Consider the following 24,603-nt stretch of genomic DNA (forward strand, 5'->3'; position numbering starts at 1 on the left):
CCCGGGCATGTCCCGGGCCTTTTGCGTTGCGATATGCAACGGATCGGACCAGACTGGCCGGCCGCATTTTGAGGAGACTGAAACGATGGCACGAGCGTGGAGCCTGACATCGCGGCCGCAGGGCCTGCCGACGCGCGACAATTTCGCGCTGATCGATCTCGACCGCCGCGATCTGGGCGAAGGTGAGGTGCGGATCGCCAACCAATGGCTGTCGGTCGATCCGTACATGCGCGGCCGGATGAACGACGTGAAGAGCTACACGCCGCCGTTCGCGCTGAACGCACCGATGGACGGCGGCGCGATCGGCACCGTCGTCGAGAGCCGCTCAGACCGGTTCAAGGAGGGCGATACGGTCCAGCATTTCGCCGGCTGGCGCGACGAGGCGGTGCTGCCCGCCGATCAGGTCCAGTCTTTGCCCGAACTGGATGTCGAGCCGCAGGCCTATCTCGGCCAGCTCGGCATGCCGGGAATGACGGCCTATTTCGGCCTGCTCGAGGTCGCGAGCGCCAAGGAGGGCGACACGGTGTTCGTCTCCGCCGCCGCCGGCGCGGTCGGTTCGACCGTGGTGCAGATCGCCAAGGCGAAGGGCTGCCGTGTCATCGGCTCGGCCGGCGGGGCGGAGAAATGCGCCTGGGTGGAGTCACTCGGCGCGGATGCGGTGATCGACTACAAGAGCGGCACGCCGGTGGTGAAGGCGCTCGGCGAGGTCGCGCGCAACGGCATCGACGTCTATTTCGACAATGTCGGCGGCGATCATCTCGATGCGGCACTGGCGCACGCCAATCTGCACGCGCGGTTCGCCGTGTGCGGGATGATCGACGTCTACAACAGCAACAAGGCGACCGAGCTGCGCTACCTCGCGCGGCTGATCGGCAATCGCATCCGCATCCAGGGGTTCATCGTCAGCGACTTCAAGGATCGCTCGGCCGACTTCTACCGCGACATGGGCGGCTGGCTGAAGGACGGCAAGCTCAAGCGCAACGAGACGGTGTTCGAGGGGCTGGAGCGGATGCCCGAGGCGTTCCTCGGCCTGTTCTCGGGCGGCAATATGGGGAAGATGCTCGTCAAGCTGTGACGGCTCGGGGGCGGACCGGCGCGGACGAGTCTCCGCACCGGTCCGCCTCCCGGTCAGCGAACGGCGTCCAGATAGCGGATGCGTTTGATCGTCGCGGCGATGATGCATTCGGTGCGCTCGTCCGGATCGACGCTGCGGCCGCATGAGGACTAACCGCAAGAAGGCGGCTGCTCGCCTGCGGGCCGCTGGGCGCGACAGGACACCGCTGCCGTCACGTTCGAGCGGGCGTCAGTTGCCGACGTGCGACCATGGCTGCGCGTGTCGCATGTCGAGGCGGCACAGGCCGGACAGACGGTGGCGCCGCGCATAGGTCATCACCCGCGAGGCGTAATCGGCTGCGCGGGGCTTGGCGAAGTTCCAGTCGGGCGGGTTGAAGGTGGAAAAGCCATTGATCGTCGGCACAGCCCACAGTTCCGCGAGCAGCATCGCATCGACGTTGTGCGGGTAGAGCGCGTGCAACTCGGCGTTGATGTAGAGTGGTTCGTTGGCCCGCGCAGCGACGACGTAGAAACGGGTGCAGTCGCGTAGCGGCGGGGGGATGTGGAACAGGGCGGCCCGCTGCGTGGCGCGGCTGATCTGCGCGGGTGTCTCGGCGCTGAGATTCTCGGCGACGAGCAGAAGCGCGATCGCCGCAGCCAGCCATGGCTTCGACCGGGCGAGCAGCGACGCACGACGGCGCCAGGCCGCGACGGCGATGAGCAGGAAGGGCAGAGTGAGCCATAGTTGGTAGCGGGACACGGTGCGCAAACCCTTGGCGCCCGGCACGAGTTCGAACACGAGCGCCCAGGGCGACAGCACCCAGAATTGCAGGGTGAGCAGCCAGGCGACGATCATCGCCAGCGCGAAGGCGCGCAGGGTGACGGGGGCAGCACGTTCGCTATCGAGGCGACGGTGTACGATGATCTGCCACGCGGCGATGACGAGCAACGCGCAGAACAGCAGCGGAAAGCCCGCCTCATGCTCGCCGCCGAAGACGCGGCGGGGCAGCGCCGGGTCGGCGGGAAGCAGGGCATGGACCAGCGCGAACAATGGGCGGAAGATCCATCCCCAGAGATAATTGTCCGGACCGACGTTGATCATGTCGATCACCGGCGTGACGAGATAGCCGAGCATTTCGTAGAATGGCTCGCCGCCGGTCTCGTGGACCTTGGGCAGGTAGACGCTGAGGAACGGGATGATGCCGATCGCAAAGGCAATCCCGCCGCAGGCGAGCGTGCCGGCATGATCGCGGACCAGGCGCAGCCAGGCGGCGGGACGCCAGTTGCCGCTTAGAAGGGCCCAGCAGAGCACGAACAGACCTGCGGAGAAGATCGTGAACCAGGCCATGTAATAAGCGGTCAGCAGCCATGCCGCCATCAGCACGGCGAGTGCGACGGCGCGGAGCCGGGCGCGGCCGAAACGGCGCTGGCGCTCGGCGCGAACGATATCGATCGCCAGCATCATCGCGAGCGGCTGCAAGGCGACGCTCTGCAACTGGGCATGGACTGCCTGAAGCGAGATGTTGCTGGCGACGGTCCAGAGCAGGGCGACGAGCAGCGCGGCGGGGCGGCCCCAGCGCAAGGTCCGCGCGACGAGACAATAAGCGGCAAGGAAGCCGATCGTCTTGAAGGTCAGGATGTTGAGCGTGTCGGCGTGGAAGGGGTCGGCAACCTGTCGCCAGCCGCTGTAGACGAGGCCGTAGAGCAGATAGCCGTCGTTATAGCCGAGCGTGCCGGAATAGGGATGGAAGTAGAAGGTCGTGTTCCACGCGGCGACGCCGCGCAGCACGTTGTGCCAATGTTCGAGGATCGCGATCTCGATGATCGCGTCGCCGCGGTCGCCAAAGCCGAGGTCGAAGCCGCTCAGGATCGGCAGGCGAAAGAACAGCGCCATGGCGATGAGGTAGACGATCACCACGGCCAGGAGACGGCGGGCGGTGTGACGGATGCTCCCCGGGGGCGATGCCTGCATGACCGGCGATGCTTAGGCAGGCCGATCCGGCATGTCCATGATGGTGGCGGGCCTGTTCCCCTCCCGTGCGGGGAGGGGAACGGCTTCGATGGTGGTGTGCGGCCGGCGTAAGCTTGATGGCTGTGCGTCGATCCGGACGCTTGCCCCCCTCCCGGTTAGGGGAGGGGAGGGATCGGCTCAGGCGCCGAAGGTGCGCTGCCACCAGCCGCGGCGCGGCGTCTCGCCGCCGTCCGGCGCGGCATCCGCGGCGGCGTCCGGGGGCGTCGGCTCGGCGTCGTCGGTTGCCGGCTCGGCGGTCGGCGCGGTCGGGGCAGGCGCCTCGACCGTTTCGGCGGGCGCGGCGTCAGCGGTCGCCGCCTTGCGGGTGCGACGGCGCTTCGGCTTCTCCTCGGCGACCGGCGCTTCGGCGGGAGCCTCGGGAGCCTCAGGCGCTACGACCTCAGGCATCGCCTCGGCATCCGCCTTCTTCTTGCGGGTGCGCTTGGGCTTGGCGGCGGGTTCCTCCGCTGCCGGCGCGGCGACCGGTTCCGGGGCCGCGGGCGCGGGGGCGACCTCGGCTGCCACCTCGGCCGCCGGAGCAGCGGCGCGGGCGCGCGGACGGCGACGCGTCTTCGGCGCTTCGACCGGCGGCTCGTCCTCGACCGTGACCGGCTCGGGAGCGTTGAGGCCGGTGATCACCGGCGCGGCATCGCCCGCCTCGACGATCGGCTCGAGATCGGCCGGGGGCGGCAGATCGTCGTCCGCGGTCTCGGCTGCGGCGGCCTCGGCACCGTCCTCGGTCGAGGCCAGATCGGCGCCATTCTCCTGGCGGCGACCACCACGGCGACCGCGACGGCCACGGCGACGACGGCCTTCGCCCTCGGGGCGCTCGCCGGTCTCGCCGTTCGGTGCCTCGCTGTCGACCTCGTCGGCGACGGTGTCGCTCTCGACGCCCTCATCGGCGTCCGCCTCGACGCGGGTCTCGTCCTGCGTGCCCTCACCATTTTCGTCCTTGCGACCGCGCCGGCCGCGACGGCGACGACGGCGGCCACGACCGCGGCCTTCGCCCTCGTCCTCGCCGCGCTCCTCGCGCTCGGGACGGCGACCGCCTTCGCGACGGGGTTCTTCCTCCGCCTCGACGATCTCCTCCTCTTCCTCTTCCTCGATCTCCTCGGGGACGTCGTCATAATCCTCTTCGACGAGCGCCTCGATCTTCGGCGCATAAGCAGGCGGCGGGCCGGAGGCCTCGACCGACATGCGCGCGCCCTCTTCCTCGCGATCGGGGATGATCTCGACCTGCACGCCGTAGCGATCCTCGATCTCGGCGATATCGGCGCGCTTGCGGTTGAGGACGTAGATCGTCGCTTCCTGGCTGGCGCGCAGCGTCAGCAGCGAGCCGCGGCCGCGGGCGGCCTCTTCCTCGATCAGGCGCAGCGCCGACAGGCCCGCCGACGAGGCGGTGCGGACGAGGCCGGTGCCCTCGCAATGCGGGCAGGGGCGCGTCGACGCCTCCAGCACGCCGGTGCGCAGCCGCTGGCGGCTCATTTCCATCAGGCCGAAGGACGAGATGCGGCCGACCTGGATGCGGGCGCGATCGTCCTTGAGCGCTTCCTTCATCGCCTTCTCGACTTTGCGGACGTTGGAATTGTTGTCCATGTCGATGAAGTCGATGACGACGAGCCCGGCCATGTCGCGCAGGCGGAGCTGACGCGCGATCTCCTGCGCCGCTTCGAGGTTGGTCGCGGTGGCGGTCTGCTCGATATTGTGCTCGCGCGTCGAGCGGCCGGAGTTGATGTCGATCGACACCAGCGCCTCGGTCGGGTTGATGACGAGATAGCCGCCCGACTTCAGCTGCACGACCGGATGGTACATCGCGGCGAGCTGGTCCTCGACATGCGCGCGCTGGAACAGCGGCACGGCGTCGGCATATTGCCGGACGCGGCGTGCGTGGCTGGGCATCAGCAGCTTCATGAAGTCTTTCGCCTGGCGGAAGCCGTCCTCGCCCTCGACGATGACCTCGTCGATATCCTTGTTGTAGATATCGCGGATCGCGCGCTTGATCAGGTCGCTGTCGCCATAGACGAGCGCCGGCGCCGCCGAGCTCAGCGTCGCCTCGCGGATGCCGTCCCACAGCCGGGCGAGATAGTCGAAGTCGCGCTTGATCTCGACCTTGGTGCGCTGGAGGCCCGCGGTGCGGACGATGCAGCCCATCGACGGCGGCAACTGCATGTCGGCCATGATCGACTTCAGGCGCTTGCGATCCGACGCGTTGCTGATCTTGCGGCTGATGCCGCCGCCATGCGACGTGTTGGGCATCAGCACGCAATAGCGGCCGGCGAGCGACAGATAGGTGGTCAGCGCCGCACCCTTGTTGCCGCGCTCTTCCTTGACGACCTGGACCAGCAGCACCTGGCGGCGGCGGATCACGTCCTGGATCTTGTAGCGGCGGCGCAGGTTCATGCGGCGCTGGCGCAGCGCCTCGACCTCCTCGTCGTTCGCGCTGCGCGGCTTCTTCGACGTGCCCTCGGCCGCGCCGTCGCCCTCGTCATGCTCGCCGTCGTCGTGATGGTCGGCATCGTCGAAATCGTCGTGGTCGTCGTCGCCGTGATCGTCACCCTCGTGATCGTCGTCGTCGCCGTCATGTTCGGCGCGCAGCGCGGCTTCCTCGGCGGCATGCTCCGCCTCTTCGCGCAGCAGCGCGTCGCGATCCTCCTTGGGGATCTGGTAGTAATCGGGATGGATTTCGCTGAACGCGAGGAAGCCGTGGCGATTGCCGCCGTAATCGACGAACGCCGCCTGCAGCGACGGTTCGACGCGGGTCACCTTGGCGAGATAGATATTGCCCTTGAGCTGCTTGCGCTCGGCACTCTCGAAATCGAATTCCTCGATCCGGTTATTCTTGACGACGGCGACGCGGGTTTCTTCCCGGTGGCGTGCGTCGATCAGCATACGCGTGGTCATTGAATGGTCTCCGCGCGCGTGGCGCTCCTGCGGCCGATCCCGGACGGGATGGGGCGGAGGGCGCGCATGCGCGTTGATAGATGGCGCCGGGCGGACCGGCGCGAAGTGGTGGAAATGCGTCTGCTCGCCGCGCACGTCGGGGGGCACGGCCCTCCCACACGCTCGCCACGCCGCCGGCCGGAGCCGGGCGGTGTCGAGCGTTGGATAAGTGCGTCATGCGAGCGTCAACCTGGTTAAAACCGCGCCAGGACGGCGTGGGGTACCGATGCATCGCTTGCACGAATGAAGCGCGACGCACGGGTGCAGTCCGTTGGTAGCATTGCGCTTCTCGTATCGCAACTGGCACGAATTTGCCGGATCGGCGGCCAAAGCATGCCGAATCATGCATTAACCGTGTCGCGAAACCCGCCGTTGGCACCCGCCCGCTATCGCCGCCGTTCAGGCGATGGCCAGAGACCATCGTCCAAGGGATAGTCATGGCTTTTCGCTGGACCGGCGCCCTTGCGGCGCGGCAAGGTCGCCCGATGTTCGCGATCCTTGCCCTGATCCTCGGCTGGTGCACGAGCGTGCCGGCCCATGCCGCAACGGCGATCCGCAGCATCGTGGTCGATCGCGGCCGCATCATCGTGCGCTTCGACGGACCGGTGATCGAGGCGACCGCCACCGTCCTGCGCGGCAGCCGGCAGATCGCGCTCGACGTCGCCCAGGCGCTGCCCGGCGTCCGTGCCGTCACCGACGGGCCGGTCAGCGGGGTGCGACAGGTGCGAAGGGGCGATGGCACGCGCGTGCTGTTCGATCTCGCCCGGCCGGCGGTGATCGGCGACGGAGGCTTCGACGCGGATGGCGATCTGACGCTGGCGATCGAGCCCGCGACCGCGGGGCGCTTTGCCGCGGCGGCTGCGGCGGAGCCGATGCGGTTCTTCGCCGTCGATCTCGCGCAATGGACCGCACGGCCGACGTACAAGGTCTCGGTTCCCGTGCCGCCGCCGGCGCGGCGCGTGGCGCTGCCGCGCGTGCGGGGCGACGACACCCGGCCGTTGGTGGTGATCGACGCGGGCCATGGCGGCGTCGATCCGGGTGCGATCAATCCGGTGACCGGGTTGCGCGAGAAGGACGTGACGTTGCGCATCGCCCGCGCGATCCGCGATGCGTTGCTGGCGAGCGGACGGGTGCGGGTGGCGCTGACCCGCGACGACGACCGCTTCCTGGTGCTGCGCGAGCGCTACGGGATCGCGCGGCGGCTGAAGGCGAGCCTGTTCATCTCGGTCCATTGCGACAGCGTCGGCAGCGGCGATGCGAGCGGCGCCTCGGTCTACACCCTGTCGGAGGTCGCCTCGGACAAGGAAGCGGCGCGGCTGGCGCTGCGCGAGAACAAGGCGGACGTGATCGCCGGCGTCAACCTCGGCAATGCCGGGCGGGACGTGTCGTCGATCCTGATCGACCTGACGCAACGCGAGACGATGAACAGCTCGGCGAGTTTCGCGCGGCTGCTCGGGCGCGAGGCGAAGCCGCGTATTCCGACCAAGCCGGTGTTCCACCGCATGGCGTCGCTGATGGTGCTGAAGGCGCCGGATATGCCGTCGATCCTGTTCGAGACCGGCTATATCTCCAATCCCGTCGATGCGGCGTTCCTCGACAGCGACGAGGGGCGCGACCGCATCGCGCAAAGCGTGACCAGGGCGGTCGAGGTGCATTTCGCGCGGCAGCTGGCGGGCCGCTGATCCCCTCCCGTGCGGGGAGGGGACGGAAGGTCAGATCGCGCCCGAGAAGGTGTCGCACTGGGCGGGGTCGCCGGTCTGGATGCCGCGCTGGAGCCAGTGCATGCGCTGTGCCGACGTGCCGTGGGTGAAGCTGTCGGGGACGACGCGGCCGGTCGATTCCTTCTGGAGCGTGTCGTCACCGATCGCCTGTGCGGCGGTCAGCCCCTCTTCGAGATCGCCCGGCTCCATGCGGCTGCGATTCTGCGCAGCCCAGACGCCAGCATAGCAGTCCGCCTGGAGTTCGAGCCGGACGGAGGCGGCATTGCCTTCGGTCTCGCTGCCGCTGCGCTGGACGCGCTGCACCTGGTCCGAGGTGCCGAGCAAATTCTGGATGTGATGGCCGAACTCATGCGCGATCACATAATCCTGCGCGAAATCGCCCTTGGCGCCGAAGCGGTTGGCGAGTTCATCGAAGAAGCTGGTGTCGAGATAGATGCGCTGATCGGTCGGGCAGTAGAAGGGGCCCATCGCCGACTGCGCGGCGCCGCAGCCCGACTGGCCGTTCTGCGAGAAGAAGCGCAGGCCGGGCGCGGTGAAACGCTGGCCGCTTTGCGCGAACAAGGCCGTCCACGTCTTCTGCGCCGAACTGAACGCGTCGCATGCCGCCTTCTTGGCGGGATCGGATGTGCAGATCGCCGTGGCCGAGCCGCCTTCGGCAGGGGCACTGCGGGTCACCTGCGTGCCGCTGCCGCCGCCACCGCCGCCGACAAGGCTGCCGAGATTGCCCAGTCCGCCGAACACCGCCATCAGCAGCAGGACGACGACAATGCCGCCGCAGCCGAAACGGCTGCCGATCAGTGGCAGCAGGCCGAACAGCAGGCCCCCGCCGCCGCCGCCGCCACCGAAGCCGCCGCCGCGGTTCCCCTGATCGCCGACGTCAATATTGGGATCGAAATCGTCGAGGCGCATGCAAGGCTCCGTTTAGCTTGCGTTACGAATGCCCGAACCCCGCCCCCGGTTGCAACAGCGCGCACATCGACGCAGACGGGAGGCGTAGCAGGAGAGCACGTGCCATGTTCCTCAAGGGCAAGACCGCGATCGTCACCGGGTCCACGTCGGGCATCGGCCTGGCCTATGCGCGGGCGTTCGCGGCGGAGGGCGCGGCGCTGGTCATCAATGGCTTCGGCGATGCGGGCGCGATCGAGGCGATCCGCGCCGAACTCGCCGCGACCAGCGGCGCGGCGGCCTTGTACGACCCCGCCGACATGACCAAGCCCGAGCAGATCACCGCGCTGGTCGAGCGGACGGTGCGCGAGACGGGGAGCGTCGATATCGCGGTCAACAATGCCGGCATCCAGCATGTCGCGCCGATCGAGGATTTTCCCGACGAGAAGATGGAGGCGATCGTGCGGATCAACCTGCTGTCGGCCTGGTATCTCGCCAAGGCGGTGGTGCCGCATATGAAGGCGAGGGGCTGGGGGCGGATCATCTCGACCGCCTCGGCGCACAGCCTCGTCGCCAGCCCCAACAAATCGGCCTATGTCATGGCCAAGCACGGGCTGGTCGGGCTGACCAAGACGGTCGCGCTGGAGACGGCGCAGCATGGCGTCACGGTCAATTGCATCTCGCCGGGCTATGTCTGGACGCCGCTGGTCGAGGCGCAGATCCCCGATACGATGAGGGCGCGCGGATTGACCCGCGAGCAGGTGATGAACGACGTGCTGCTCGCCGCACAGCCGACCAAGGCATTCGTCACGCCCGAACAGGTGGCGGCGCTGGCGCTGTTCCTGTGCCGCGACGAGGCCAAGGCGATCACCGGCGCCAATCTGTCGGTCGACGGCGGGTGGACCGCGGCATGAAGGCGGCACGATTCCTCGTGGTGACGCTCGCCGGCGCGATGCTCGCCACCGCCGCCGTGCGCGCGCAGGATTCGGGTGACAGCGACTGGCGCAAGGTCGCGACACGGCAGGATCGCGAGCGGCTGCGTGGCTGGCGCAATGCCTGGGTGCAGGCGCTCACCAAGGTGCGCGCGACGCCCGAGGGCCGCGAGCGGCTGGCGAGCGACCCGGTGCTGTTCGATCCCGACCGGGTGATCGAGGGCGCGGCGCTGTTGCCGGGTGCCTATCGGTGCCGCGTGCACCGGCTCGGCGGGATCGGACCGGGGTCCAAGCCGCTGCTGAGCGGCGGCTGGACCAGCTGCCGGGTCAGCGAGACGGGGATCGTCCGCCACCTCGTCACCGATGGCGACCAGCGGGCGAGCGGCAATCTGTTCGACAGCACCGATTCGCGCACCATCTTCCTCGGTACGCTGGCGCTCGGCGACGAGGATCGGCCGATGCGCTATGGCCGCGATCGGCAGCGGGACATGGCCGGGCTGGTCGAGCGGATCGGTGCGGCACGCTGGCGGCTGGTGCTGCCGTTCCCCGGCTTCCATTCGACTCTGGACGTGATGGAGATCGTGCAGGGCTAGGGTGAGATCGACGTTCGATCCAATCCCTCTCCCGCCGGGGGAGGGCTATCGCCTATCGCCGCAATGATGTGGTTCGGTCGGCATCCTCTTCTTGTCCGTCACCCCGGACGTGTTCCGGGGTCTACCCTGCGGCGAGGAGAAAGGTTTGATGGGACACCGTTCCCTTGTGGCCCGCTGGACCCCGGAACACGTCCGGGGCGACGGGGTGATTAGGCCGGATCGACAGCCAGCCTCATTCCTCCGAATCTTGTATGTCGAACCAACCTGGGTGGGGTCGACCTTCGATCACATTTCTCTCCTTGGCGGATTTGCGACGGACGGGGAGATACAACGGGGGATGTCGCTTACCTCCCCCTCCGTCATGCCTTCGGCATGCCACCTCCCCCTGGCGGGGGAGGAATGTCGCTGGGATACGGAATGTCGATGCCGCCTGACGGGCTTACTCTCGCTGCGTGCGGAGCATCCGCCCTTCGGACCCCGGCCCCTAGAGAAATGATTACTGCGCGGGGATCGGCTGGACGGTCGCCGTCGGTGCCGGGGGCGTGACTGCCGGCACCGTGCCGGTCGCCGCGACGGTCACCGGCACGGCCGCGAGCGGCGGCAGCGAGGCGAGATAGGCCTTGCCGTGCATGCGGATGATCGTGACCCGATCGGGATTGGCCGCCGCCACCGCCTGCAGATACGAGCGCGGCTTCTTCATCAGCTTGGGATAGTCGAGGTTGGTGAGCCCGGCGATCCGCGCGGCTTCCTTGACGAAGTGGATGCAGTTGCGGTCGTTGAGATTGTAGCGGCCGTCGCCCGTCTTCTCATCCCAGGCGGCGATCAGCGCCAGCATTTGCGCATATTGCGCGTCGCTCAGCACCACCGAGAACTGCGCGTCGCTGCCGCCGATGTAGAAGGGCTTGGAGATGTCGAGCCGCCCCGCGACGCTGCCCATCAGCAGCGCCGGCGAGATCGATTTGGCGGTGAACCCGTAATTGACGTCGACCGGCGGGCCACCGGCGTCCTGCACGCCGCGGAGCGTGAAGAAGGTGTGCGGGAAGCTGTTGCCGAGCTCGTGGCTCCAGAAGGTGATCGTCACCGCCGCCCAGGCCGGTGCCGATCCGAAGAGCGTGCCGAGCAGCAGGAACAGCGCGAGGAGCGGGCGGAGCAGGGACCGGTGCATGATCTTCATAATAGACGGAAAAATAGCCCGCGCGCATTACGATTATCCTACTGAAATCAAGTCGATGACAGCTGCGGTGGCGTCGCCTAAGACGTTCGCGTGACGTCGCTCCGCCGCCTGTTGCTGGATCATCGTGCGCTCGCCCTGTGGCTGGCGGCGCTGGCGCTTGCGGTGCGGCTGCTCGTGCCGGCGGGTTTCATGGTCGGCACCATCGACGGGCGGCCGGTGCTGCAACTGTGCGACGGCTTCGGCCCGGTCGCCGCAACGGCGATGGCGATGGCGCATGGTGACGCTCATCACGTGCGCGGCAGCCATCACGAGCGGGACGGCCACCGCGAGTCCGATCATCCGGCTGCCGACATGCCCTGTCCCTATGCCGGGCTGGCGCAGGTCGCGACGACGCCGGTCGATCCCGCCTTGCTCGTGCTGGCGATCGCCTTCGTCATGGCGCTCGGCGTGCGGGCGGCGCCGCGGCCGGCGCTGCGCGACCGCGCCTATCTGCGGCCCCCGATGCGCGGACCGCCACGCCACTCCTGATCCATCCACAACGACACTGACGGTGCGGCCCGGGAGAGGGCACGCGCCAGGATCGGGAATTGCCTGCATGATCTTCTTACGAACCGCTACGGCGGCGAGCGTGGCGCTTGCCCTCGCGGCACCGGCATGGGCGCAGCGACACGACCATGATGCGGACGCCAACGACACCAGTTTCTCGGTCGGCGACATCGTCGTCACCGCGCGCGACATGGCGCGCTCGACCAGCAATATCGTCACCTCGATCGACCGGCTCGGCGGCGATGTCGCGCAGCGGCAGAGCGTCGACAACAGCTGGGAGCTGTTCGCGCGGCTACCCGGCGTCTCGCTGACCGACTTCAACCAGGGGACGACCTCGGGTCGCTTCTCGATCCGCGGCTTCAACGGCGAGGGCGAGATCAGCGCGGTCAAATTGCTGATCGACGGCGTCCCGAGCAACGCCAATGACGGCGGCATGCCGTTCATCGACGCGGTGATGCCGCTCGATATCGCGCAGGTCGAACTGGTGCGCGGCACCGCCGATCCGCGATATGGCCTGCATGCGATCGCCGGCAGCGCCGATATCACGACGCGGATCGGCGGCAATTACCTCGACGTGCGCGGCCTCGGCGGCGCGTTCGGCACCGCGGAGGGACAGCTTTCCGCCGGCCTCGAGACGGGCGGGCTCAGCCAGAATTATTTCGTCGGCTACCGGCACAGCGACGGCTTCCGCGATCACGCCGGGCTCGATCGCGTGAGCCTCGCCGGCAAATGGTTCTACGACTGGGGCGCGGTGCGGCTCGGTGGGATCGCGCGCTACGCGCAGGTCGAGGCGCAGGAGCCCGGCTATCTCACCGACGCGGATGCCTATGCCGATCGGCGCCGCTCCTATGCGGTGTCGGCGAGCGACGGCGGGCGGCGGCAGATGGTCCAGTACAGCCTGCACCTCGACGTCGACCTGACCGACACGCTGGCGCTGAGCGCCAAGGGCTATGCCAATGCGCTCGACGACGACCGCTACGTCCGCTTCTCCGCCACCGTCGCGCAGCAGCGCCGGCTGGCGCGCGAGGATCAATATGGCGGGCTGGCGACGCTCCATTATCATCCCAAGGTCGCCGTCCTGCACCGGCTGATGCTCGAAGTGGGCGGCGACGTGCAGGTGCAGGACAATGAGAGCCTGCGCTATCTGACCGCGGACCGCCGCATCACCAGCCAGACGCGCGATCAGGCGTTCGGGCTGACCGTCGCGGGCGGCTATGCGCAGGCGGTGATCGAGCCGACCGCGTGGCTGAGCATCACGCCGGGCTGGCGGTTCGACACGGTGTCCGGGACGCTGCGCAACCGGATGAACGGGCAGCGTTATCCGATCAACGATTATGGCACGATCAGCCAGCCCAAGCTGAGCGTCGCGATCACGCCGGTCGCGGGCGTCACCGCCTATGGCAATTACGGCCGGACGTTCCAGATCGGCGTCGGCGCGGGTGCCTATAAGGTGCCGCCGCGCACCACCGACCTGGCACCATCGATCAACGAGGGCTGGGAGGCGGGCGTCAAGCTGGCGCGCGGGCGCTGGCTGGAGGCGCGGGTCGCGCTGTGGGAGCAGACCGCGAGCGGCGAGATCAAGCGGCGGCTCAACGATCCCTCGGGCGACAGCGACAATCTCGGCGCGACGCGGCGGCGCGGGCTCGACGTGCAACTCAGCGTGACGCCGGTGCGGGGGGCGAACCTGTGGGGCGCCTATTCGTATCAGCGCGCGCGGATCGTCACGCCCGATCCGGCGACCCCGTCGCAGGCGGGCAATTGGATCGACCACGTGCCGCAGAATCTGTTCTCCGGCGGGATCGACGTCGTTCCTGTCGAGCGGTGGCGCGTGTCGCTCTGGGGGAATGGCCAATCGAGCTACGAGCTGACGCCCGCCAACACCCTGCCGCGCTACGGCGCCTATCTGGTGGTGACCGGCGAGGTGGCGTGGCGGGTGCTGCCGCAGCTCGAGGTCGCGGCGCAGCTCAAGAACCTCGGCAACCGCCGGTACGAATATGTCTGGTACGACGGAACGCAGGTGCTGCACTCGCCCGCCGACAGCCGCGCGCTTTATGGCAGCGTGCGGCTGACGCTGTGAAGGCGCGGGTCCTCGTCCGGCGCATCCATCTGTGGCTGGGGCTGAGCATCGGCGCGCTGTTCGTGCTGACCGGACTGACCGGGAGCGTGCTGGTCTTTTACACCACGCTCGACACTGCGCTGCATCCGGCACTGGCGCGGGTGCAAGCCGGCGCCCGGCCGCCGTCGTGGCAGGCGGTGTATGAGGCGCTGCGCCGCGCCGAGCCGGCGCGAACGGGTGCGTGGCGGATCGAGGTGACGCCCGACGGCGGGCCGATCCCGGTCCGCTATTACCAGCCCGTGGAGACGCGCGGCCGGGCGTTCGCGCCGATGATGCTGTGGGTCGATCCGGTGAGCCTGCGCGTGGTGCGGCGCGGCTTCTGGGGCGGATATTGGACGACGTGGATCTACGACCTCCACTACCGGCTGCTGCTCGAAGGGCCCGGGGCGATCGCCATGGGGATCGCCGGTTTCGTCATGCTCGCGCTGCTGGTCAGCGGGCTGTGGGCATGGTGGCCGCGGCCGGGTGGCTGGCGGCGCTCGCTGGCGTGGAAGCGGGGGGCGGGGCGCTCGCGCCGGTTGTACGACTGGCATAAATGGAGCGGGATCGGCGGCGCAATGGTGCTGATCGTCGTGACCGCGACGGGTGCGCTGCTCGACCTCCCCGATCAGGTCCGGCCGGTGGTGGCGCGGGTGTCACCGCTGTCCGCGACGCCCAGGCTGGCGAGCGAACCGCGGCCGACGGGATTCCTGCCGCTCGACGATCTGGTGCGGCGCGCCGAGCGGGTGCTGCCGGGCGCCGCGCTGGCGTGGATCGAGACGCCGGCGGATGCGCGCGGGGTGGTGCGGGTCAATCTGGCGGTGCCCGGCGAGCCGAGCCGGCGCTTCCCGCGCAGCAACGTGTGGCTCGATCCCTATGACGGGCGGGTGCTCGCGGTGCGCGACGAGCGCCGTGACAGCGGCGGCGACGTGCTGCTGACGTGGCTGCGTCCGCTGCACGACGGCGAGGCGTTCGGGCTGTTCGGGCGCTGGCTGGTGTTCGTGTCGGGGCTGCTGCCTGCCGTGCTGTTCGTCACCGGTGTCTGGCGGTGGCGGGTGCGGGCGCGGTCTGCGGGCCGGTGAAGAAGGGGTTTCACGCGAAGGCGCGAAGGCGCGAAGAGAGGATGTATGGTCATGCGGGAGTGCGGCGGCGTGGACCGTCTTCGCACCTGCAACATGATTTACCGCAGGCAAGGGAGCCTTAACCTGTGTCGTGCGTGTTAGGGCGATGCATATCCCCTATCTCGACGTGACGTTGCCCGAATGGGCGGGGCGGCTGGCCGGGGTGCTGGCGTTCGTGCTGGTGCTGGGACTGGTCCATCGCGTCCTGTTCGCGGTGCTGCGCAAGGTCGCCAGCCGGACCGCGACGAAGACCGACGACATCCTGATCGCCCGGCTGGGGCGGCCGACCTTCTGGCTGATGATCGGCGTCGCGCTTGCCGCGTCGGGGCCGGGGCTCGACCTGCCGCGCTATTGGGAGACGATCTGGCAGCGGGTGATCGGCCTGCTCACCCCGGCGATGTTCGGCTGGATGCTGCTCGCCGCGCTCACCGCCTATCGCGACCTCAGCGAGGTGCGGTTTGATATCACCGCCACCGACAACCTCCGCGCGCGGCGGCGGCGGACGCGGATCAGCATCCTGCACCGGATCGGCGTGTTCGTGCTGATCCTGCTGACCGTGATGATGATGCTGATGAGCATTCCCAGCGTCCGCACGATCGGCGTGACGCTGGCCGCCTCCGCCGGCGTCGCCGGCCTCGCGATCGGCGCCGCGGCGCAGCCCGCGCTCAAGAATTTGATCGCCGGCATCCAGATGGCGTTCACCGAACCGATCCGCATCGACGACGTCGTCATCATCGACAATGAATGGGGCCGGATCGAGGATATCCGCCTGACCTATGTCGTGGTGCGGATCTGGGACGACCGGCGGCTGGTGGTGCCGGTGTCCAAGTTCCTCGAGAACAGCTTCCAGAACTGGACCCGAGAGACCAGTGCATTGCTCGGCTCGGTGTTCTGGTACCTCGATCCCGCCGCCGACGTGCCGCGCATCCGCGCCAAGCTGGAGGAGGTGGTCCGCGCCAATCCACGCTGGGATCAGCGTTTCTTCAACCTCCAGGTGACCGACTCGAAGCCGGACGGGACGATGGAGCTGCGCGGGCTGATGACCGCCAAGGACGCCTCGACCGCGTTCGACCTGCGCTGCGACGTGCGCGAGGCGATCTACGCCTTCATCCGCGCCGAGATGCCCGAGGCGCTGCCCCGCGAGCGGATCATGCGGGCTCCGTCTGCGCCTGCTCCGTCTCCAGGCCCGGACCCATCAGCGCATCGGTGAAGGTCTTGCGCCACCAGCCGATATCCTCGCGGGTGATGACGTCCATCATCTTGGTCCAGCGCTCGATCCGTTCCTCGCGCGGCATGCGCAGCGCGAGCATGATCGCGTCGGACATTTCTTCGGCGGAATAGGGATTGATCAGCACCGCGTCGGTGAGCTGGCAGGCGGCGCCGGCGAAGCGCGACAGGATCAGCACGCCGGGGTCCTCGGGGTTCTGCGCCGCGACATATTCCTTGGCGACGAGGTTCATGCCGTCGCGCAGCGGCGTGACGAGGCCGATCTTGGCGGCGCGATAGATGCCGGCGAGTACGTCGCGTGGATAGCCCTGGTTGACGTAGCGGATCGGCACCCAGTCGATATCGGCATAGGCGCCGTTGATCCGCCCCGCGAGCCCCTCGAGGTTGCTGCGGATCTTCTGATAGCTGCCGACGGTCGCGCGGCTCGGCGGCGCGATCTGGAGCAGGGTGACTTCCTTGCGCTCCTCGGGATGCTCGTTGAGGAAGCGTTCGTAGCCGAGGAACCGCTCCTCCAGCCCCTTGGAATAATCGAGCCGGTCGACGCCGACGATCATGTCGCGGCCGACCGCGGCGTCGCGCATCTGGCGGAAGGCGAGGCGGCCGCGCGTGCTGGTGGCAAGGCCGGCGAATTCCTTGGCGTCGATGCCGATCGGGCAGGCCATCACCTTCACCCGGCGGTCGTCGAGCACCAGCTCGTCGCCCTCCATCTGCGCGCCGAGTTCGGCGAGCGCATAATCCCGGAACGAATGCAGCCATTCGTCGGTGTGGAAGCCGATGACGTCATAGGCGAACAGGCTGCGCACCAGCGCCTGCGCCTCGGGCAGGATCGACAGCAGCCGGCGCGGCGGCCAGGGGATATGCAGGAAGAAGCCGAGCCGGTTGGTCGCGCCGCGCTTGCGCAATTCCTCGCCGAGCGGAAACAGGTGATAGTCCTGGATCCAGACGGCGTCGTCCTCTTCGATCAGCGGCTGGACGGTATCGGCGAAGCGTTCGTTGACGCGCTGATAGCCGCCGGCAAATTCCCGTTCGTATTCAGCCAGATCGACGCGATAATGGAACAGCGGCCACAAGGTGCGGTTGGCATAGCCGTTGTAATATTCGTCGATATCCTGCTCTTCGAGGTCGACGGTCGCGGTGGTGACGCCCTCGTTGCGCTGGAAGGTGATCTGGCCGGTATATTCGTCGGTCTGATCGCCCGACCAGCCGAACCAGATCCCCTTATATTCGCGCAATGCGGAGGCGAGGGCGACGGCAAGGCCGCCCTGTGCGCCCGAGTCGGAGCCCTTCGGGGCGGAAACGCGATTGGATATGATGATCAGGCGGCTCAGCGGATCGAACTCCATGGTTTTGACAACAGGGCGGCACAATTGATCATGCCGACCAGCGAATAGGTCTGCGGGTAATTACCCCACAATTCACCCGATGTCGGGTCGATATCCTCCGAAAGAAGCCCTGCTGCGGTGCGCCGTGCCAGCATCTCGTCGAACAGCGCACGCGCATCGGCGTGCCGGCCGGTGAAGTGCAGCGCCTCGATCAGCCAGAAGGTGCAGACGTTGAACGCGGTTTCGGGCAGGCCGAAATCGTCCTCGGTGTCGTAGCGCAACATGTGGCTGCCGCGGCGCAGCCCCTTTTCGACCGCGTCGAGCGTGCCGATGAAGCGGGGATCGTCGGGCTCGAAGAAGCGCAGGTCGAGCAACTGGATCAGGCTGGCGTCGAGATCGTCGCCCGAGAAGGTCGCCGACATGCGGTTGGTCTCTGGCCGCCAGGCGCGCGATTCGATCTCGGCGCGGATCTTGTCGGCGCGATCCTGCCAGAAGGCGCAGCGTTCCTGGAGGCCGAGCACCTGCGCGGCATTGGCGAGCCGGTCGCATGCCGCCCAGCACATCGCCGACGAATAGGTGTGGACGCTCTGCCGCGTGCGCAGCTCCCACAGGCCGGCGTCGGGCTGGTCGTGGAACTGCCAGGCACGTTCGCCGACATGCTCCAGGCTCTCGAAATCCTCGCGACCCGACTGGCGGAACAGCCGCTGGTCGAAGAAGGCGTGGACGCTGCACAGCACGATCTGGCCATAGGCATCGTGCTGGATCTGCTCATAGGCCTGGTTGCCGACGCGCACCGGACCCATGCCGCGATAACCGGCGAGGGCGGGAGCGAAACGCTCCTCCAGCGTCGGTTCGCCGAGCACGCCATACAGCGGCTGGATGTGGCCGCCCGCCGCGCTGTCGACGATGTTGCGGAGATAGCCGAGATAGCCCTCCAGCACGTCGAGCGCGCCCAGGCGGTTGAGCGCCTGCACCGTGTAATAGGCGTCGCGCACCCAGCAATAGCGATAGTCCCAGTTGCGCTCCGACCCGGCATGTTCGGGGATCGAGGTGGTGAGCGCGGCGACGATCGCGCCGGTCTCCTCGTGCTGGCACAGCTTCAGCGTGATCGCCGAGCGTATGACGACATCCTGCCATTCGAGCGGGATGGCGAGGCCGCGCACCCATTCCTGCCATTCGGTGATCGTCTGCGCGAGCATCGCCTCGACCGTCTCGGCGAGGTCGCCGCTGAAGCTTTCGTCCGGCCCGAGGAAGAAGTGCAGCGGCCGTTCGAGGCGGAAGGCGCGCTCTTCCTGCACCATGCCGATCGGCGCGGTGGTGGTGAGGCGCAACTGCATCGAATCGAGCACGATGCGCAGATGGTTGGAGCCGCCGATCTGCTCGCGGCAGGTGCCGCCCCAGCCGCAGGTGGTGCGCAGCTTGACGGTGACGCGCGGGCTGCCGGCGATCGGGCGGACGATGCGCGCGAAGGCGACCGGGCGGTAGGTGCGCCCCGTCCGCACAAAGCGCGGACAGAAGTCGGTGACCTCCAGCACGTTGCCGGCATCGTCGGTGTGCGTGCTGACCAGGATCGGCGTGTTGCGGATATAATGCTGTTCGACCTTGACCGAATTCTCGATGCCGATCGCCCAATAGCCGCTGTCGGGCTCGGCACCGCCGACCAGAGCGGAGAAGAGCGGATCGCCGTCGACGCGGGGCACGCAGGCCCAGACGAAGCGACCGGCGCGGTCGATCAGCGCGCTGACCTGGCAATTGCCGATCGGCCAGAGGTCGACGCTCATCGCGGACGCGTCGGGCGTAGAGGTCATGCAGCGAGGCTTTCGGTTGCGGCTTCGAGCCAATGGAGGGTCTGTGCGACACTTTCGAGACGATAGGCGGCGGCGGTCGCCCGCGGCGCGCCGATCAGCACGCCGGCGCCGCCGAGCGCACGCGCCGCGACCATCGCCGGTTCGTCGGTATCGTCATCGCCGAGGAAGACGGGGCGTTTGCCGGCCATCGCCGGGCTCTGCATCAGGGCGGTGAGCGCGGTGCCCTTGTCGGCACCGGGCACGCGCACCTCGACCATCATCTTGCCGGTCTGGAGGTGCAGGCCGGCGTCGGCGGCGAGCCGGCCGGCGAGCGCGTGCGCCTCGGCCTCGGCGGTGGGCACCGCGCGATAGTGGAGGGCGGCGCCCAGCGGCTTTTCCTCGACCAGCACACCCTGTGTTGCAGTTGCGAAGGCTTTCATCTCGGTCACTATACGGTCGAGGGCCGCCGGGCGTTCCGCGCGGGTATGGCGGCCGTCGGGCCAGAGCACTTCGAGGCCGTGGCTGCCCGAGACGGCGAAGCGCGGATCGCCGAACAGCGCGCGGATGCCGCTGACCGGCCGGCCCGAGATGATCGCGACACGCCCGTCGAGCGCGTCGGCGAGCCGCTCGATCAGGGCGGCGAGGCGGGCGTCGACCGCGACTGCTTCGGGATGGTCGGCCAGTTCGACGAGCGTGCCGTCGAAATCGAGGAACAGCGCGGCGTCACGCAGCAGGTCGGCGGGGGGCGGGGGGAGATCGGTCACGCGGCGCGGTGTCGGGGATTGGGCTGCGGGGGTCAAGGTGGCGGCGGCGGCCGCGGTGCGCGAAGCTTGCCGAAGTTGCCGCTACGTCGGGACGAAAAGCGCCCCTCCGCGAACTCCGCCCCGGCCCAACGGAAAGGGCTGCCCGCAGCGCTGACGCGGCGGGGGCGGGCGCGAGCCTGCTCGCCCGCGTCCACCCGGTTACGCGGCGATCGCGTACGGCTTGATGTCGCCGCTGAGGTACAGGTTGCGGGCCTTGGCGCGCGACAATTTGCCCGAGCTGGTGCGCGGTAGCGTGCGCGGCGGGATCAGTTCGATGACGCAGTTCATGCCGGTCACCGAACGGACGCGCTCGCGGATCTCCTCGCGCAGCCGCTGGCGTTCGGCCTCGTCGCTGCTGCGGCACTGGACCAGCACCGCCGGCGTCTCCTCGCCGCCGGGCGTGGTGATCGCGAAGGCGGCGATGTCGCCCGCCTTGAAGCCGGGCAGCTGCTCGACCGCCCATTCGATGTCCTGCGGCCAATGGTTCTTGCCGTTGACGATGATCATGTCCTTGGCGCGGCCGACGATGTAGATGTAGCCGTTCGACATGTACGCCATGTCGCCGGTGTCGAGCCAGCCGTCGCTCATGCATGCGTCGGTCGCCGCGGAATCGCGGAAATAGCCGACCATGACGCTCGGCCCCTTGCACCACAATTTGCCGATCGCGCCGTCGGGCAGGGGAGTGCCGTCCTCCTCGCGGATCTCGACCGTCATGTCGCGCACCGGCTTGCCGCAATTGACGATGGCGCGGAAGCGCTGCGGGCGCGGGCCGTCGTTGGCCGCGATCGAATCGGCGCCGCCGGACAGCTGCGTCTCCTCGACCAGTTCGACGCGGATGCCCTCGCCCGGCGGCATCAGCGACACCGCCAGCGTCGCCTCGGCGAGGCCGTAGCTGGGCAGGAAGGCGCTCGCCTTGAAGCCGGCGTCGGCGAAGGCGTCGACGAACGCCTGCATCACGTCGGGACGGATCATGTCGGCGCCGTTGCCCGCGACGCGCCAGCGCGACAGGTCGAAGCGCTGCGACGCCTTGGTCTGCGACGACATGCGGCGCGCGCAGATGTCATAGCCGAAGGTCGGCGAATAGCTCAGCGTCGTACCGTCGTGGCGGCTGATGAGGTCGAGCCAGGCAAGCGGGCGGCGCGCGAAATCCTCGGTCTTGAGGTAATCGGTCGAGACCTGGTTGGCGATCGGCGACAGGAAGCAGCCGACGAGGCCCATGTCGTGATACCAGGGCAGCCAGCTGACGCAGCGATCGGTGCCGTCGGGCGCGATCTCCATGCCGTGGCTGTGCGCCGCCAGATTGTTGAGCAGCGCGTGGTGGGTGATCGCAACGCCGTGCGGAAAGCGGGTCGAGCCGCTCGAATATTGCAGATAGGCGATCGCCTGCCCGTCCGCCTGCGGCAGCGCCGTCGCGGGCGCCGGACGCGCGCCGAACTCGGACCAGTCGAGCCCCTCGGTGCCGGCGAGCCGGGCCGCCTCGGCCGCCATCGCCGCCAGCTCGGGCGGGAAGATCAGCATCTTGGGTTCGCAGCTGGCGAGCTGGACGCGGAGCTGTTCGATATAGGAATCACGGCCGCCGAACGAGGTCGGCAGCGGCAGCGGCACCGGCCAGGCGCCGGCATAGACCGCGCCGAAGAACAGGGCGGCGAATTCCGGCCCGGTCTCGGCGACCAGCGCGATGCGATCCTCGGGCTGCACGCCGGCGCCGATCAGGCGATAGGCCATCAGGATCGCATCGGCGCGCAGCTCGGCGAAGGGATAGGGGCGGGCGAGCGCACCGCGCGCATCGTGGAAGTTGAGGCCGCGCACGCCCTGCGCCGCATAGTCGAGCGCGTCGCCCAGCGTGGCGAAATCGGCATACCGACGGGGCAGGTCGTCCAGCGTCGGCGTGGCCGCCATCTGGGGCGTCGGCGAAGGCGCAGACTGCTCGGTCATCACAAAATCCTGTTCATTCGCCATCGGGCGAAACCATCTTACTGTGCGCTATAACGCGCGATCATCGTTCTAAATCCGGTGCCAGTGTGGCAACAACATGGCCATGAGGCAGGAACGGCGCACTCTTCCCCCGCTCGATGCCGCCGCTTTGGAGCGATTGGCGCTGCGCTATGTCGAGCGGTTCGCGACGACGCGCGGCAAATTGGCCGACTATCTGCACCGCAAGATCCGCGAGCGGGGCTGGGACGGCGAGGCCGCCGATCCGCAGGCGCTGGCGCAGCGGATGGCCGATCTCGGCTATGTCGACGACCGGCTGTACGCCGAGAGCAAGGCGGCGGCGCTGGCACGGCGCGGGCTGGGCGCGCGGCGGGTGACGATGGCGCTGCGCCAGGCGCGGGTCGGGGAGGCGGAGACCGAAGAGCTGGCGCCGGCGATCCGCGAACAGGCGGCGGCAGCGGCGCTGACCTTCGCCCGCCGCAAGCGGATCGGGCCGTTCGGGCCGCCCAACGACGACCGCGCGGTCCGCGACAAGCAACTCGCCGCCATGCTTCGCGCCGGACATGCAATGGCCTTGTCCCAACGGATTGTCGCAGCGCGGGACGAAGCGGAGCTGGGAGATTTCGACTAGACCCCCCTTTCGCAATTGCAGCAGCGATGAACCGTGCTAGCGTAGCGTCAATAGGGGTGCAGTGATGCGTAGCGAGCCGCAATGGGAGGGCGACGAGCGCGACGACGGGGTGACGCCCGGCGACCGTGCTGGTGTGCAATCCGCGACCAAGGACGGCGAGGGGCCGATCACCATCGCCGGGGTGATCAAATGGTTCGACGTGACGCGCGGCTTCGGCTTCGCGGTCGCCGACGATCGCGCGCTCGGCGACGTTCTGATCCATTTTTCCGTCCTGCAACCCTATGGCCGCCGCAGCCTGCCCGAGGGCGCGCGGGTCGAGACGCTCGCGGTGCAGCGTGGCCGTGGCTATCAGGCGCGCGAAGTGGTCGCGATCGACCTGTCGAACGCCGTCGAAGAGGCGCCGCGCCCGCCGCGCGCCGCCGACCGCGTCGATCCGGTTGCCTTGATCGACGAGGCGGGGCCGTTCGAGGGCGTCGCGGTCAAATGGTTCAACCGGTTGAAGGGATACGGCTTCCTGGTGCGCGACAGCGATGGCAGCGACGTGTTCGTCCATATGGAGACGCTGCGCCGCGCGGGCGTCGGCGCGATCGAGCCCGAACAGCGGCTGCGCGCGCGCATCGTCGCCGGCCGCAAGGGCCCGCTCGCCGTCAGCGTCGAGCCGGCCTAGGATCATGATCGGATCGAAGGCGATCCTGGCGGTGATCGCCGTCCTCGGCATCGGCGTGGCGCTGATCGCCCTCCGCCAGGGGGTGTTCACCGGCACGGCGGCGACCGAAGCGACGGCCAGGATGCTGCCGGTGACGATCACCAGCGCCAACGGCCCGCACGTCTTCCGCGTCGAGCGGGCGGTCACCACCGCGGAGCAGACGCGCGGGCTGATGTACCGCACCGACCTCAACCCCGATGGCGGCATGCTCTTCTATCCCTATCCCCCCGGCGGCGGCGCGCCGCGCGAGGCGAATTTCTGGATGAAGAACACGCCGACCCCGCTCGACATGCTGTTCATCCGTGCCGACGGCACGATCGCGACATTGGTCGAGAACACCGTGCCCTTCTCTGAAACGCCGGTGCCCTCGCGCGAGCCGGTCGTCGCGGTGCTCGAACTGGTCGGTGGCCGCGCCGCGGATCTCGGCATCGCCGAGGGCGACAAGGTGACCTGGCCCAAGTGACGGCACCTGCGGAGGTTGGGCTGTCCTGTGACCCGATACGGGCGGGCCTTCGTATTGCCGCGACGGAGGCACCACGGCTCCCGGCGTGCGTAGGCGCTTAGGCGCGAAGGTTCGGCGGCACTGAAGGGGCAGGTCCGCACATGCGACCTACGCCGTGGTTTCCGGTGTTCGCCGCACCATGCTTCCGCCCCAACGCCGCCAACGCTACGATCCCCGGTTGAAGGGCGCCGCCGCAGCGGGTAAGCGCAGGCGCATCATGGGCATCAACCTCAATCCCTTTACCTGGTGGAACGGCGCATCCTGGGGCACGATGCTCTACGGGCTGCGCGGCATGACTCAGGTCGGCACCGACTCGCTTGGCAACGTCTATTATCAGGGGGGCAAGGACGGCAGCGGCCGTGCGCGCCGCTGGGTGATCTACGAGGGCGCGAACGACGCCAGCCGCGTGCCGCCCGAATGGTTCAGCTGGCTGCACCATCATATCGACGACGTGCCCGATCGCGCGCTGCCCGCGCCGCGGCCGTGGCAGAAGCCGCCGGTGCCCAACATGACCGGGACGCCGCTCGCCTATCGCCCCTCGGGCGCGCTGGAGAAGGGCGGCAAGCGCGCCGCCGCGACCGGCGACTACGAAGCCTGGACGCCGGAAGGGTGACGCGACGCT

The 24,603-nt window shown here is 68.5% G+C and carries 20 protein-coding genes; 12 read left to right on the forward strand and 8 right to left on the reverse strand.

Features of this window, described 5'->3' with window-relative positions; all coding sequences use genetic code 11:
• Window positions 1–85 precede the first annotated feature (85 nt).
• Window positions 86–1,075 (forward strand): NADP-dependent oxidoreductase, encoded by a 990-nt coding sequence (locus tag HD841_RS11845; protein WP_179509092.1) that lies wholly within the window; start codon window positions 86–88, stop codon window positions 1,073–1,075.
• Between the two features lie 228 nt (window positions 1,076–1,303).
• Here HD841_RS11845 and HD841_RS11850 read toward each other — a convergent pair whose 3' ends face one another.
• Both HD841_RS11850 and HD841_RS11855 read right to left on the reverse strand, forming a co-directional pair.
• Window positions 1,304–3,025 (reverse strand): hypothetical protein, encoded by a 1,722-nt coding sequence (locus tag HD841_RS11850; RefSeq protein ID WP_257015470.1) that lies wholly within the window; start codon window positions 3,023–3,025, stop codon window positions 1,304–1,306.
• 177 nt (window positions 3,026–3,202) lie between these two features.
• The gene (locus tag HD841_RS11855; RefSeq protein WP_179509394.1) at window positions 3,203–5,953 is read right to left on the reverse strand and encodes an Rne/Rng family ribonuclease; all 2,751 of its coding nucleotides are present in this window, start codon (window positions 5,951–5,953) and stop codon (window positions 3,203–3,205) included.
• Between the two features lie 488 nt (window positions 5,954–6,441).
• Between HD841_RS11855 and HD841_RS11860 the strand changes: the two genes are divergently transcribed.
• Window positions 6,442–7,686, forward strand: a complete 1,245-nt coding sequence (locus HD841_RS11860; protein ID WP_257015472.1) for an N-acetylmuramoyl-L-alanine amidase family protein — start codon at window positions 6,442–6,444, stop codon at window positions 7,684–7,686.
• Window positions 7,687–7,716: 30 nt separating this feature from the next.
• Here HD841_RS11860 and ypfJ read toward each other — a convergent pair whose 3' ends face one another.
• Window positions 7,717–8,634, reverse strand: coding sequence for a KPN_02809 family neutral zinc metallopeptidase (gene ypfJ, locus HD841_RS11865; RefSeq protein WP_179509093.1), 918 nt, complete (start codon window positions 8,632–8,634; stop codon window positions 7,717–7,719).
• A 104-nt stretch (window positions 8,635–8,738) separates the two neighbouring features.
• Between ypfJ and HD841_RS11870 the strand changes: the two genes are divergently transcribed.
• Window positions 8,739–9,524 carry a 3-hydroxybutyrate dehydrogenase gene (locus tag HD841_RS11870; RefSeq protein WP_179509094.1) on the forward strand — a complete coding sequence of 262 codons (786 nt, stop codon included), beginning with the start codon at window positions 8,739–8,741 and terminating at the stop codon, window positions 9,522–9,524.
• A complete protein-coding gene (locus tag HD841_RS11875) occupies window positions 9,521–10,135 on the forward strand; it encodes a DUF4893 domain-containing protein (RefSeq protein WP_179509095.1) in 615 nt (204 codons plus the stop codon). Before HD841_RS11870 ends, HD841_RS11875 begins: the two co-directional genes overlap by 4 nt.
• Before the next feature lie 496 nt (window positions 10,136–10,631).
• Here the strand turns inward: HD841_RS11875 and HD841_RS11880 are convergent, their stop codons facing one another.
• The gene (locus tag HD841_RS11880) at window positions 10,632–11,300 is read right to left on the reverse strand and encodes a hypothetical protein (protein WP_257015473.1); all 669 of its coding nucleotides are present in this window, start codon (window positions 11,298–11,300) and stop codon (window positions 10,632–10,634) included.
• Between the two features lie 99 nt (window positions 11,301–11,399).
• Between HD841_RS11880 and HD841_RS11885 the strand changes: the two genes are divergently transcribed.
• The 4 genes from HD841_RS11885 (at window position 11,400) to HD841_RS11900 (ending at window position 16,281) form a co-directional block, all read left to right on the forward strand.
• Window positions 11,400–11,837, forward strand: a complete 438-nt coding sequence (locus tag HD841_RS11885; RefSeq protein ID WP_179509096.1) for a DUF2946 family protein — start codon at window positions 11,400–11,402, stop codon at window positions 11,835–11,837.
• A 67-nt stretch (window positions 11,838–11,904) separates the two neighbouring features.
• A complete protein-coding gene (locus HD841_RS11890; RefSeq protein ID WP_179509097.1) occupies window positions 11,905–13,932 on the forward strand; it encodes a TonB-dependent receptor in 2,028 nt (675 codons plus the stop codon).
• Window positions 13,929–15,032 (forward strand): PepSY-associated TM helix domain-containing protein, encoded by a 1,104-nt coding sequence (locus tag HD841_RS11895; protein ID WP_179509098.1) that lies wholly within the window; start codon window positions 13,929–13,931, stop codon window positions 15,030–15,032. The genes HD841_RS11890 and HD841_RS11895 overlap by 4 nt, the downstream gene beginning before the upstream one ends.
• Before the next feature lie 145 nt (window positions 15,033–15,177).
• Window positions 15,178–16,281, forward strand: coding sequence for a mechanosensitive ion channel family protein (locus tag HD841_RS11900; RefSeq protein WP_179509099.1), 1,104 nt, complete (start codon window positions 15,178–15,180; stop codon window positions 16,279–16,281).
• Here HD841_RS11900 and HD841_RS11905 read toward each other — a convergent pair.
• The 4 genes from HD841_RS11905 to HD841_RS11920 form a co-directional block, all read right to left on the reverse strand.
• The gene (locus HD841_RS11905) at window positions 16,220–17,641 is read right to left on the reverse strand and encodes an alpha,alpha-trehalose-phosphate synthase (UDP-forming) (protein ID WP_179509100.1); all 1,422 of its coding nucleotides are present in this window, start codon (window positions 17,639–17,641) and stop codon (window positions 16,220–16,222) included. The genes HD841_RS11900 and HD841_RS11905 overlap by 62 nt on opposite strands.
• Window positions 17,623–19,428, reverse strand: a complete 1,806-nt coding sequence (locus HD841_RS11910) for a glycoside hydrolase family 15 protein (protein ID WP_257015474.1) — start codon at window positions 19,426–19,428, stop codon at window positions 17,623–17,625. The genes HD841_RS11905 and HD841_RS11910 overlap by 19 nt, the downstream gene beginning before the upstream one ends.
• Window positions 19,425–20,171: a trehalose-phosphatase gene (gene otsB, locus HD841_RS11915; RefSeq protein ID WP_179509101.1), complete on the reverse strand. Its 747-nt coding sequence runs from the start codon at window positions 20,169–20,171 to the stop codon at window positions 19,425–19,427. Before otsB ends, HD841_RS11910 begins: the two co-directional genes overlap by 4 nt.
• 198 nt (window positions 20,172–20,369) lie before the next feature.
• Window positions 20,370–22,145, reverse strand: coding sequence for a fatty acyl-AMP ligase (locus HD841_RS11920; RefSeq protein WP_179509102.1), 1,776 nt, complete (start codon window positions 22,143–22,145; stop codon window positions 20,370–20,372).
• Window positions 22,146–22,242: 97 nt separating this feature from the next.
• Here HD841_RS11920 and HD841_RS11925 point away from each other — a divergent pair, with 97 nt between their 5' ends.
• From HD841_RS11925 to HD841_RS11940, 4 genes are all read left to right on the forward strand, one after another.
• Window positions 22,243–22,773 carry a regulatory protein RecX gene (locus HD841_RS11925; protein ID WP_179509103.1) on the forward strand — a complete coding sequence of 177 codons (531 nt, stop codon included), beginning with the start codon at window positions 22,243–22,245 and terminating at the stop codon, window positions 22,771–22,773.
• Window positions 22,774–22,837: 64 nt separating this feature from the next.
• A complete protein-coding gene (locus tag HD841_RS11930) occupies window positions 22,838–23,440 on the forward strand; it encodes a cold-shock protein (RefSeq protein ID WP_179509104.1) in 603 nt (200 codons plus the stop codon).
• Between the two features lie 4 nt (window positions 23,441–23,444).
• A complete protein-coding gene (locus HD841_RS11935) occupies window positions 23,445–23,942 on the forward strand; it encodes a DUF192 domain-containing protein (RefSeq protein ID WP_257015476.1) in 498 nt (165 codons plus the stop codon).
• Window positions 23,943–24,198: 256 nt separating this feature from the next.
• The gene (locus tag HD841_RS11940; protein ID WP_179509105.1) at window positions 24,199–24,594 is read left to right on the forward strand and encodes an NADH:ubiquinone oxidoreductase subunit NDUFA12; all 396 of its coding nucleotides are present in this window, start codon (window positions 24,199–24,201) and stop codon (window positions 24,592–24,594) included.
• Window positions 24,595–24,603 lie beyond the last annotated feature (9 nt).

The organism is Sphingomonas melonis (assembly GCF_013409985.1).
GTDB lineage: Bacteria > Pseudomonadota > Alphaproteobacteria > Sphingomonadales > Sphingomonadaceae > Sphingomonas > Sphingomonas melonis_A.